At 41.8% G+C, this 249-nt stretch carries 1 pseudogene; it reads right to left on the bottom strand.

From position 1 onward, the window contains the following. A pseudogene (hemA, locus tag AAEY62_RS23845) lies at positions 1-249 on the bottom strand (glutamyl-tRNA reductase); the annotation flags it as partial.

Consider the following 249-nt stretch of genomic DNA (forward strand, 5'->3'; position numbering starts at 1 on the left):
ACACTGCACTGGCACCAATGTTGGTTTCAGTACGTACTTGCTTAGCAACTGAAAACGTTTTTTGAAATAATCTATCAAACGTCACGCCCACAGCATTATGAGTTTTAGCACTGTTATACGCTTGCTTTATTTGCCCCAAAATTTGCGGCTCGCCCAGTACGAGTGAATCTAGGCCACAGGCTACGCGCATTAAGTGATTTATAGCATCACTACCTTCATGGCAGTAAATGTTTTTACTCAGTTCATGTT

It is taken from the genome of Pseudoalteromonas sp. GW168-MNA-CIBAN-0100, from assembly GCF_040309225.1.
GTDB classification, from domain to species: Bacteria; Pseudomonadota; Gammaproteobacteria; order Enterobacterales; family Alteromonadaceae; genus Pseudoalteromonas; species Pseudoalteromonas arctica.